General features: G+C 60.3%; 9 protein-coding genes and 1 tRNA gene. 8 read left to right on the top strand and 2 right to left on the bottom strand.

The annotated features are described in order from the left end of the window. The first annotated feature begins 138 nt into the window (after nucleotides 1–138). From GGI48_RS20745 to ychF, 8 genes are all read left to right on the top strand, one after another. The gene (locus tag GGI48_RS20745) at nucleotides 139–1,863 is read left to right on the top strand and encodes a tetratricopeptide repeat protein (RefSeq protein WP_179599858.1); all 1,725 of its coding nucleotides are present in this window, start codon (nucleotides 139–141) and stop codon (nucleotides 1,861–1,863) included. 4 nt (nucleotides 1,864–1,867) lie between these two features. Continuing rightward, nucleotides 1,868–2,485, top strand: a complete 618-nt coding sequence (gene lolB, locus GGI48_RS20740) for a lipoprotein insertase outer membrane protein LolB (RefSeq protein ID WP_047306055.1) — start codon at nucleotides 1,868–1,870, stop codon at nucleotides 2,483–2,485. A 6-nt stretch (nucleotides 2,486–2,491) separates the two neighbouring features. Then, nucleotides 2,492–3,337 carry a 4-(cytidine 5'-diphospho)-2-C-methyl-D-erythritol kinase gene (gene ispE, locus GGI48_RS20735; protein WP_179599856.1) on the top strand — a complete coding sequence of 282 codons (846 nt, stop codon included), beginning with the start codon at nucleotides 2,492–2,494 and terminating at the stop codon, nucleotides 3,335–3,337. 37 nt (nucleotides 3,338–3,374) lie between these two features. Beyond that, nucleotides 3,375–3,449 (top strand) — tRNA-Gln (locus GGI48_RS20730). 48 nt (nucleotides 3,450–3,497) lie between these two features. Beyond that, nucleotides 3,498–4,439: a ribose-phosphate pyrophosphokinase gene (locus GGI48_RS20725; protein WP_003171603.1), complete on the top strand. Its 942-nt coding sequence runs from the start codon at nucleotides 3,498–3,500 to the stop codon at nucleotides 4,437–4,439. Nucleotides 4,440–4,577: 138 nt separating this feature from the next. Further along, nucleotides 4,578–5,177, top strand: coding sequence for a 50S ribosomal protein L25/general stress protein Ctc (locus GGI48_RS20720; RefSeq protein WP_016967416.1), 600 nt, complete (start codon nucleotides 4,578–4,580; stop codon nucleotides 5,175–5,177). Nucleotides 5,178–5,345: 168 nt separating this feature from the next. Then, nucleotides 5,346–5,930 (top strand): aminoacyl-tRNA hydrolase, encoded by a 585-nt coding sequence (gene pth / locus GGI48_RS20715; RefSeq protein ID WP_179599854.1) that lies wholly within the window; start codon nucleotides 5,346–5,348, stop codon nucleotides 5,928–5,930. A gap of 23 nt (nucleotides 5,931–5,953) precedes the next feature. Then, nucleotides 5,954–7,054, top strand: coding sequence for a redox-regulated ATPase YchF (gene ychF, locus GGI48_RS20710; RefSeq protein WP_016967414.1), 1,101 nt, complete (start codon nucleotides 5,954–5,956; stop codon nucleotides 7,052–7,054). A 59-nt stretch (nucleotides 7,055–7,113) separates the two neighbouring features. Here ychF and GGI48_RS20705 read toward each other — a convergent pair whose 3' ends face one another. Both GGI48_RS20705 and pobA read right to left on the bottom strand, forming a co-directional pair. Then, nucleotides 7,114–9,168 carry a TonB-dependent receptor domain-containing protein gene (locus GGI48_RS20705; RefSeq protein WP_179599852.1) on the bottom strand — a complete coding sequence of 685 codons (2,055 nt, stop codon included), beginning with the start codon at nucleotides 9,166–9,168 and terminating at the stop codon, nucleotides 7,114–7,116. A 202-nt stretch (nucleotides 9,169–9,370) separates the two neighbouring features. Further along, complete coding sequence (pobA, locus tag GGI48_RS20700) at nucleotides 9,371–10,558, bottom strand: 4-hydroxybenzoate 3-monooxygenase (protein ID WP_179599850.1); 1,188 nt, start codon at nucleotides 10,556–10,558, stop codon at nucleotides 9,371–9,373. Nucleotides 10,559–10,660 lie beyond the last annotated feature (102 nt).

Here is a 10,660-nt window from a genome sequence, read left to right as displayed (position 1 = left end):
GACCGACGCAGAACAACTACCGCCGACTATTGTCCTAATAGACTGCCTCTGTTCTGGCATCCCGTTGAGTCTCGGTTATGTTTGACCGAAGGCTTGTGTCATGATGATCCGACCGCAGGTTAGTCGCCCTCTTCCTATATGAATAGATCCTCCGCGTTGCTCCTCGCCTTTGTCTTCCTCAGCGGTTGCCAGTCACTGGCCCCCGTTTCATCGGACGCTACGTCGCCGGTGGAAGACAGCACCCCAGCCCCTGAAAAGCCCAAGGTTTATTCCTCGTTCAGTGAAGACACCATCTTCAGCCTGCTGAGCGCTGAACTGGCGGGTCAGCGCAATCGTTTCGACATTGCCCTGGACAATTACGTGACCCAGGCCATCAACACCCAGGATCCGGGTATTTCCGAGCGAGCCTTTCGCATCGCCGAATACCTGGGCGCCGATCAGGCGGCCCTGGACACGTCGCTGATCTGGGCCAAGAACGCCCCCGACGACCTGGAAGCACAACGGGCTGCCGCCATCCAGCTGGCCCGCGCGGGTCGTTATGACGACTCCTTGCTTTATATGGAGAAGGTCCTGCAGGGCAAGGGCGACACCCATTTCGACTTTCTTGCGCTGTCGGCGGCCGACACCGATCAGGACACCCGCAACGGCCTGATGAAAAGCTTCGACCGGCTGTTGCAGAAACACCCGCACAACAGCCAGCTGATCTTCGGCAAGGCCCTGCTGATGCAACAGGACGGTGACGCCAAGGACGCCCTGGCTCTGCTGGAGCAGAACCCGCCGGAAGACGGCGAAGTCGCTCCACTGCTGTTGCGTGCCCGCCTGTTGCAAAGCCTGAACCGCGGCAAGGAAGCCCTGCCGCTGCTGGAAAAAAGCATCCGCAAGTACCCGGACGACAAGCGCCTGCGCCTGACCTACGCCCGCATGCTGGTGGAGCAGGACCGCATGGAAGACGCCAAGACTCAGTTCTCCAGCCTGGTCCAGCAGTATCCGGAAGATGACGAACTGCGTTATTCCCTGGCGCTGGTGTGCCTGGAAGCCAAGGCCTGGGAAGAAGCCAAGGGCTACCTGGAAGACCTGATTGCCCGGGAAAGCCACGAAGACTCCGCCCACCTGAACCTGGGACGGATCGCCGAAGAGCTGAACGACCCGCAAGGGGCGCTGATCGAATACGCCCAGGTCGGCCCGGGCAACGATTACCTGCCAGCACAACTGCGTCAGGCCGACATCCTGATGAGCAACGGCCGCACCGACGAGGCGCAAAAACGCCTGGTAGCCGCCCGCGATGCCCAGCCCGACTACGCCATCCAGCTGTACCTGGTCGAAGTCGAAACCCTGTCGGCGAACAATCAGGGGGACCGCGCCTGGAAAGTCATCCAGCAAGCCCTGCAGCAATATCCCGATGACGTGAACCTGCTCTACACCCGCGCCATGCAGGCGGAAAAACGCAACGATCTGGCGCAACTGGAGAAAGACCTGCGCCTGATCATCCAGCGCGAGCCGGACAACGCCATGGCCTTGAACGCCCTGGGCTACACCTTGTCGGACCGCACCACCCGTTACGCCGAAGCCAAGGCGCTGATCGAACAGGCTCACCAATTGACCCCGGAAGACCCGGCGGTCATGGACAGCCTGGGCTGGGTGAACTTTCGCCTGGGCAACCTCGACGAGGCCGAGCGCCTGCTGCGCCAGGCCCTTGAGCGCTTCCCCGACCAGGAAGTCGCGGCGCATCTGGGCGAAGTACTGTGGAACAACGGCAAGCAGCGCGAGGCCAAGCAGATCTGGAGCAAGTTCATCAAGGACCAGCCAGACAGCCCTGTATTGCGCGACACCATCAAACGCCTGACCGGATCAGAGACTCTTTAAGACCATGTTTTTGCGCCACTTCATTGTTTTCAGTTTCATCGCCTTGCTGGCCGGCTGCGCCGGCTTTGGCGCCCGTGAATCGGTCCAGGGCCAGGGCAACCCTGCCCAATGGCGCCTGCACAAGGATCAACTGACCGGCCTCGATGGCTGGCAGATCAACGGCAAGATCGGCATCCGCGCGCCCAAGGATTCCGGTAGCGGCACGCTGTTCTGGCTGCAACGCCAGGACTATTACGACATCCGCCTGTCGGGCCCACTGGGTCGCGGCGCCGCGCGCCTGACCGGCCGCCCCGGCCAGGTCAGCCTGGAAGTGGCCAACCAGGGCCGCTATGAAGCCACCAGCCCGGAAACCCTGCTTGAAGAACAGCTCGGCTGGAAACTGCCGGTTTCCCACCTGGCCTGGTGGGTTCGCGGCCTGCCCGCCCCCGACAGCAAGAGCCGCCTGACCCTGGACGGCGACAGCCACCTGGCGAGCCTGGAACAGGATGGCTGGCAAGTGGAATACAGCAGCTATTCCGAGCAGAACGGCTACTGGCTGCCCGAGCGCATCAAGCTGCATGGCAGCGACCTTGACGTCACCCTGGTGATCAAAGAATGGCTGCCACGCAAGCTGGGGCAGTGACCGACCATGGAAAAACTGACCCTGCCTTCCCCGGCCAAGCTCAATCTGATGCTGCACATCCTCGGTCGCCGTGAAGACGGTTATCACGAGTTGCAGACCCTGTTTCAGTTCCTCGACTACGGCGATGAAATCACCTTCGCCCTGCGTGATGACGGTGTCATTTGCCTGCACACCGACTTCCCGGGGGTGCCCCACGACGCCAACCTGATCGTCCAGGCGGCCAAAAAACTGCAGGAACAATCCGGCTGCACCCAGGGCATCGATATCTGGATCGACAAGATCCTGCCCATGGGCGGCGGCATCGGCGGCGGCAGCTCCAACGCCGCCACGACCCTGCTGGGCCTGAATCTTCTCTGGCAACTGGGCTGGGATGAAGACCGCCTGGCGGCACTGGGCTTGACCCTGGGGGCCGACGTTCCGGTTTTTGTACGCGGCCGCGCGGCGTTCGCTGAAGGCGTTGGGGAAAAACTCAGCCCTGAATATCCCGAAGAACCCTGGTATCTGGTACTGGTCCCGCAAGTGTCTGTAAGTACAGCAGAAATTTTTTCAGATCCGCTGTTGACACGTGACACTCCGCCCATTAAAGTGCGCCCCGTTCCCAAGGGAAACAGCAGAAATGACTGCCTTCCGGTAGTCGCAAGGCGTTATCCAGAAGTACGTAACGCATTGAATTTGCTAGGTAAATTTACCGAAGCAAAACTGACTGGAACTGGAAGTTGTGTGTTTGGGGGCTTCCCAAGCAAAGCTGAAGCTGATAAAGTCTCGGCCCTTCTTACAGAGACCCTTACAGGGTTTGTGGCAAAAGGAAGCAACGTTTCGATGTTGCATCGCAAGCTGCAAGGTCTGCTCTAAAGGAATCGAGTATCAGGTACTCGAAAGCAACAGATACAGGGGCGTCGCCAAGCGGTAAGGCAGCAGGTTTTGATCCTGCCATGCGTTGGTTCGAATCCAGCCGCCCCTGCCATTTTCCTTATACTCATCCAGGTATACCCTCAGCCTTCAGGTACTGCGCGTGTCCAAGATGATGGTCTTTACGGGGAACGCTAACCCCGATCTGGCTCGGCGTGTAGTACGTCAGCTGCATATCCCTCTCGGTGACATCTCTGTTGGAAAATTTTCCGACGGCGAAATTACTGCCGAGATCAATGAAAATGTCCGCGGTAAAGACGTCTTCATTATTCAGCCGACTTGCGCTCCGACCAACGATAACCTGATGGAACTCGTCGTGATGGCTGATGCCTTCCGCCGCTCCTCAGCGACTCGTATCACTGCTGTTATTCCTTATTTTGGTTATGCCCGTCAGGATCGCCGTCCGCGTTCCGCACGTGTGGCTATCAGCGCGAAAGTCGTCGCTGACATGCTTACCGTAGTCGGCATCGACCGTGTTCTCACGGTTGATCTGCATGCTGACCAGATTCAGGGCTTCTTCGATATTCCGGTAGATAACATCTACGGCTCCCCGGTTCTGGTGGATGACATCGAAGACCAGCGTTTCGAAAACCTGATGATCGTGTCCCCGGACATTGGCGGCGTCGTGCGTGCACGTGCCGTGGCCAAGTCCCTGGGCGTGGATCTCGGGATCATCGACAAGCGTCGTGAGAAAGCCAATCACTCCGAAGTGATGCATATCATCGGCGACGTCGAAGGACGCACCTGCATTCTGGTCGATGACATGGTCGATACCGCCGGCACCCTGTGCCACGCGGCCAAGGCCCTGAAAGAGCATGGCGCAGCCAAGGTCTTTGCCTACTGCACACACCCTGTGCTGTCGGGTCGGGCCATCGAAAACATTGAAAATTCCGTGCTGGACGAGCTGGTGGTGACCAACACCATCCCGCTGTCCGCTGCAGCACAAGCCTGTGCGCGTATCCGTCAACTGGATATCGCACCGGTAGTTGCCGAAGCGGTTCGCCGTATTAGCAACGAAGAATCGATCAGCGCGATGTTCCGCTAGGGCTCGTCCCTGGCAAAACATCCCGATGACGAAAAGCGCCCCGTCCCAACCTGTGTTGGGACGGGGCTTTTTTGCCCATATCGCCTTTAGCGCTGGTCGCAAACGCTGGGGCGAGTGTGGTTATTTTGGAGATACAACATGAACGATTTTACTCTGAATGCTGAACTGCGTTCCGACCTGGGGAAAGGTGCGAGCCGCCGCCTGCGTCGTCTCGCAAGCCTGGTTCCAGCTGTAGTTTACGGTGGCGACAAAGCCCCTGAATCCATCAGCATGCTGGCCAAAGAAGTCGCCAAGCTGCTGGAAAACGAAGCTGCCTACAGCCACATCATCGAGCTGAACGTAGGTGGCACCAAGCAGAACGTCGTGATCAAGGCCCTGCAACGTCACCCAGCCAAAGGCCACGTGCTGCACGCTGACTTCGTTCGCGTAGTTGCCGGTCAGAAACTGACCGCCATGGTTCCAGTGCACCTGATCAACGAAGCTGCACCGATCAAGAAAGGCGGCGAGATCTTCCGCGCAGCCACCGAGATCGAAGTTTCCTGCCTGCCGAAAGACCTGCCTGAGTTCATCGAAGTCGACATGGCTGAGACCGACATCGGCACCGTGATCCACCTGTCCAACCTCACCGCTCCTAAAGGCGTTGAGTTTGTTGCTCTGGCACACGGCAACGACCTGGCAGTCGCCAACGTCTACGCACCACGTGTTGCTTCTGAGAAAGAAGAAGGCGCAGCAGAGTAATTCACTCTGACGCCGGAGTTGAGCGGAACACATCGCGGACTGGAACGTAGCGAGAAAGCGGGCGAGAACGCGAAGTTTGCCGCAAGGCAACCAAGCTCTTGTCGTCCACTTTCGCCGTAGCACCGGTTGCGGCGATGTTATTCACCACTCCAAAGAAGGGCCCCTATCGTGACTGCCATCAAACTGATCGTTGGCCTGGGTAATCCAGGCGCCGAATACGAACAGACCCGGCATAACGCAGGGGCCCTTTTTGTTGAGCGCATCGCCGAAAAACAAGGTGTCAGCCTTGTCGCCGATCGCAAATATTTCGGCCTGACCGGGCGCTTCAGTCACCAGGGTCAGGACATTCGTCTGTTGATTCCCACCACCTACATGAACCGCAGCGGCCAGGCCGTGGCGGCGCTTGCCGGCTTCTTCCGCATCAAGCCGGAAGAGATCCTGGTGGCCCACGACGAACTCGACTTGCCACCCGGCGTCGCCAAGCTCAAGACCGGCGGCGGGCATGGCGGGCACAACGGACTGCGGGACATCATCGCGCAGCTCGGCAATCAGAATACCTTTCACCGCCTGCGGCTCGGCATTGGCCACCCGGGTGTTGCCAGTATGGTTTCAAACTTTGTCCTGGGTCGTGCGCCACGCGCCGAACAGGAAAAACTCGATGCCAGCATCGATTTTGCCCTCGGCGTGCTGCCGGATATCTTCGCCGGTGAATGGAACCGCGCGATGAAAAACCTGCACAGCCAGAAGGCCTGACTCTACTCCTCGGGGAATACACCATGGGATTCAATTGCGGCATCGTCGGCCTGCCTAACGTCGGCAAGTCCACCCTGTTCAACGCCCTGACCAAATCCGGGATCGCGGCCGAGAACTTCCCCTTCTGCACCATCGAGCCCAACAGCGGCATCGTGCCGATGCCCGACCCGCGCCTGGACGCCCTGGCGGCGATCGTCGTGCCGGAGCGCGTGCTGCCGACCACCATGGAGTTCGTCGACATCGCCGGCCTGGTGGCCGGTGCCTCGAAAGGTGAAGGCCTGGGTAACAAGTTCCTGGCCAACATCCGCGAAACCGATGCCATCGCCCACGTGGTCCGCTGCTTCGAAGACGACAACGTGATCCACGTGTCCAACAGCGTCGATCCCAAGCGCGACATCGAAATCATCGACCTGGAACTGATCTTCGCCGACCTCGACAGCTGCGAGAAACAGCTGCAGAAAGTCGCCCGCAACGCCAAGGGCGGTGACAAGGATGCGGTGGCCCAGAAAGCCCTGCTGGAGCAGCTGATTGCCCACTTCACCGAAGGCAAGCCGGCCCGCAGCCTGATGAAGGACATGAGCAGCGACGAAAAGCTGATCATCCGCGGCTTCCACCTGCTGACCACCAAGCCGGTGATGTACATCGCCAACGTGGCCGAAGACGGCTTCGAGAACAACCCGCTGCTGGACGTGGTCAAGGCCATCGCCGAAGAAGAAGGCGCCATGGTGGTGCCGGTGTGCAACAAGATCGAAGCGGAAATCGCCGAGCTTGAAGACGGCGAGGAAAAGGACATGTTCCTTGAGGCCCTGGGTCTGGAAGAGCCTGGCCTGAACCGGGTGATCCGCGCTGGCTACGAAATGCTCAACCTGCAAACCTACTTCACCGCCGGGGTGAAGGAAGTTCGCGCCTGGACGGTGCGCGTCGGCGCCACCGCGCCACAAGCGGCCGCGGTGATCCACACCGACTTCGAGAAAGGCTTCATCCGTGCCGAGGTCATCGCCTACAACGACTTCATCCAGTTCAAGGGTGAAGCCGGAGCCAAGGAAGCCGGCAAATGGCGCCTGGAAGGCAAGGAATACATCGTCAAGGATGGCGACGTAATGCACTTCCGCTTCAACGTGTAAGCCTCTTCAGCCCCATTGCCACGCAATGGGGCTGACCTCCCCCGCTCTATCCAGCGCCCCTAGAAATAGGTGGTCGCCCCCGCGAAGAACGCCCGTCCGGGCACGTAGAAGTTGGTCGATCCGTCCCGCAGGTCCTTGTCCATCAGGTTCTGTACCCCACCGTTCAACGTCAGCCATTTGGTCAATGCCAGGTTCGCCGTCAGGTCATAGGTGGTGTAGGACTGCACGAAATCATTGCCCAGGCCCCGCTGTTTGCCGACGTGTTGCGCCGACAGTTCGGTGCTCAAACGGTCATTGATCTGCCAGTCCAACGCGCTGAATGCCGACAGCTTGGGTGAGCTGATCAGATCTTCGCCGGTGCTCAGGTTCCGGCTTTCCAGCATGTAGGTGGCGTTGGTGCGCCACGTCACCGAATCACCCAGCGGCACCCGGGCAGTACCTTCCCAACCACGAGTGCGGGCCTTGTCGACGTTTTCCAGCAGGGTCCACCAACGGCCCTGGTACTGGCCCAGCGGACCGTACTCGATCTTGTCGGTGAAATCGGTATGGAAGTAGGTCAGGCCCGCCTCCCAGCCGTCATGATCGAACGACAGGCCAATTTCCTTGTTGGTGCTGGTTTCCGGTGTCAGGTTCGGGTTACCCGCCATCCAGCAACTGCCGCCGCCATAACCTAGCGGACGCAACGAACCACAGCCCCGGCCACCGGACTCGGTCGCCGCTCCCGCACTGCCTTCCTTCAGGCTCGGCGCACGAAAGCCCTTGGAAACACCCCCACGCACGGTCCAGTCAGGATGCGGGTGATAGACCACATAAGCCCGCGGACTGTTGTGGTTGCCGTACTTGTCGCTGTGGTCGAAACGGTTGCCCAGGGTCAGGGACAGGTTGTCCAGCAGGAACAGTTCATCCTCGATAAAGGCTGCCGAATAATCGCCCTTCAAGGTCGAGCCATTGACCGGCGTGCCCTGGTAATCCACGGGCACGGTGCCCAGGGTGTTGGTGTTGGTCAGCTCCTCGCGTTTCCATTGCCCGCCCAGCGTCAGGCGCTGGTCCACCAGCAGCTCGAAGGGCAGGTTGAGGCTGCCTTCGACGATCTTCTCCTCGGAGTTGGCTTTGCCCCTATCCAGATCGTTGCGGTACTGGTTCAGGTAGGCATCGAGCTTCGTCGTGCCAAAGCTCCAGTCACCGTTGTGGGACAGGATGTAGCTGTCGCGGGTCAGGCGGCTGGGGCCGAAGGCGCCACCAATGGTTTCGTCCCAATCACCAAAGGTCTTCTTCGATGACCAGGAATGCTCGACGCCATGCACCGCCTCGAAGGACAGGCTCTGCTCCTCGTTGATCTGCCAGTCCAGCAGGGCATTCACGCTCTGGTCCTTGGAGCCGCCGGCGCCGTCGTCGTACATGAAGTCGCCTTGGGCATCGCGCCGCGCCTCGACTTCATCCGCTGCCCGCCGCGTGACGTTGGCGCCCAGGCGCAGGCCCAGGGACTCGGTCAATGGTCCCGACGCATTCACGCTGTACTGGGTGGTCTGGCCGCGATCGGAGTCCTTGGGCACGGTGATGTGGGTGCTGGCCGAACCGGTCCAGGTCCGCGAGACCTTGCGGGTGATGATGTTGATCACCCCGCCCATGGCGTCCGAGCCGTAGAGCGACGACATCGGCCCACGGACGATCTCGATGCGCTCGATCATGTTCGGCGAGATCCAGTTCAGGTCCTGGCGCGCCAGGTCGCGACGATAACTCAGGTCGGCGGAGCTACCGACACGCTTGCCGTCCACCAGAATCAGCGTGTACTTGTCGTCCAGGCCCCGCAGCTTGATCTTCGACTGCTCGCCCACCGGGCCGAAACCACCGGTCACTCCCGGCACCCGGCGCAACAGCGTATTGAGGTCATAGACCGGCTGGCGTTCGATTTCCTCACGGGTGATGACGCTGACGCTGGCCGGAGCATCCTTGAGATCCGTGGCGCCGCCGGTGGCGGTGACAAACGCGGTGTCCAGTTCCAACGGCGCCGGCTTGACCTCTTCTGAGGCCTCGCCGGCCTGCGCCAGCGGAGCCAGCAGGCCGACACCGGCGCTGAGCAGAAGCGAATTGAGCAGGCAGGAGCTGACTTTCATGACAAACGATCCTTGTCGATTCAATGCACCTTGGTGGTGCATCAAGGGAGAGGGGATCGAAGTGTAATGCTAATAAATATCATTTAGAAATAGGAATGTTTCTTGACTGATACCTTTCGGCCCGTGCCCATGTGCAAACACGGCCTCGCAACCACCCCCGTTCGCAAGCGGTTCCAAGGCCGATGCTTCCAAGGCCGAAGGCTCAGCAGATGTCTTCGTAAGGCAGGCCCACATAGTTCTCGGCAATGTTCACCAGGCCCGCGTGGGAGTTGAGGAAATACTCGCGATCGGCCTGCTGCATCTTGTGCTCCCAGGCGTCATGGTGCTCGCCGAAATCGTGCAGCAGGTTGGTCATGAACCAGCTGAAACGCTCGCCCTTCCACACCCGGCGCAAGGCCAGCTCGGAGTACTTGTCCAGCAGCTCGGTACGCCCCTCGCGGTAGACCTTGACCAGGATCCGGTACAGGTAGCACACGTCGGAAGCCGCAAGATTCAGGCCCTTGGCACCGGTGGGCGGGACGATATGCGCGGCGTCGCCGACCAGGAACAGCTTGCCGTACTGCATCGGCTCGACCACATAGCTGCGCAGCGGCGCGATGCTTTTCTCCAGCGCCGGCCCGGTGACCAGATCCGCCGCCACGTCCGCCGGCAGACGGGCCTTGAGCTCGTTCCAGAAACGCTCGTCGGACCAGTCTTCGACCTTGTCGCTCAGGGGCACTTGCAGGTAGTAACGGCTGCGGGTCAGGGAGCGCTGGCTGCACAGCACAAAGCCACGCTCGTGCTGGCCGTAGATCAATTCATGATTCACCGGCGGGGTGTCCGACAGCAGCCCCAGCCAGCCGAAGGGGTACTCGCGCTCGTAGTGAGTCAGCACCTCTTCGGGAATGCTCTTGCGCGCCACGCCATGGAAACCGTCGCAGCCAGCGATGTAATCGCAGTCGATGCGGTGCTGCCGGCCATCCTTTTCGTAGGTGATGTAGGGCTGCGCACCCTTCATGTCGTGGGGCTGCACCTGGTCCGCCGAGTAGATGATCGGCGCGCCACTGGCCGCGCGGGCCTGCATCAGGTCGCGGGTGACTTCGGTCTGACCGTAGACCATCACCGTCTTGCCGCCGGTCAGGGCCTTGAGGTCGATGCGCACGCGCTTGCCGCCCATCAACAGTTCCACCCCTTCATGAACCAGGCCCTCAGCGTCCATACGCTGGGCCACACCAGCCTCGCGCAGCATGTCCACGGTGCCCTGTTCGAGCACCCCGGCGCGGATGCGGCCGAGCACATATTCCGGGGTCTGGCGCTCGACAATCACCGTGTCGATGCCGGCCTTGTGCAGCAGTTGGCCCAGCAGAAGGCCGGAGGGACCGGCGCCGATAATCGCAACCTGAGTTTTCATTGTTGTCATCTCTCAAGGGCATTCCAGTCACCGTGCAGGCGAAATCCGGAATTTATGGTTATTGTTGTACCCCTGCATTTTTGCCGACAAAAATCGCAATAA

Origin of the sequence: Pseudomonas protegens, from assembly GCF_013407925.2 — a bacterium.
GTDB lineage: Bacteria > Pseudomonadota > Gammaproteobacteria > Pseudomonadales > Pseudomonadaceae > Aquipseudomonas > Aquipseudomonas fluorescens_AP.
Note: the sequence above shows the minus strand (reverse complement) of the source record. Positions and strands in the feature narration are given on the sequence as shown.

Coding starts and splice junctions, on each gene's coding strand:
- GGI48_RS20745 (WP_179599858.1), top strand. CDS start 139: ATGAATAGATCCTCCGCGTTGCTCCTCGCCTTTGTCTTCCTCAGCGGT.
- lolB (WP_047306055.1), top strand. CDS start 1,868: ATGTTTTTGCGCCACTTCATTGTTTTCAGTTTCATCGCCTTGCTGGCC.
- ispE (WP_179599856.1), top strand. CDS start 2,492: ATGGAAAAACTGACCCTGCCTTCCCCGGCCAAGCTCAATCTGATGCTG.
- GGI48_RS20720 (WP_016967416.1), top strand. CDS start 4,578: ATGAACGATTTTACTCTGAATGCTGAACTGCGTTCCGACCTGGGGAAA.
- ychF (WP_016967414.1), top strand. CDS start 5,954: ATGGGATTCAATTGCGGCATCGTCGGCCTGCCTAACGTCGGCAAGTCC.
- GGI48_RS20705 (WP_179599852.1), bottom strand. CDS start 9,168: ATGAAAGTCAGCTCCTGCCTGCTCAATTCGCTTCTGCTCAGCGCCGGT.
- pobA (WP_179599850.1), bottom strand. CDS start 10,558: ATGAAAACTCAGGTTGCGATTATCGGCGCCGGTCCCTCCGGCCTTCTG.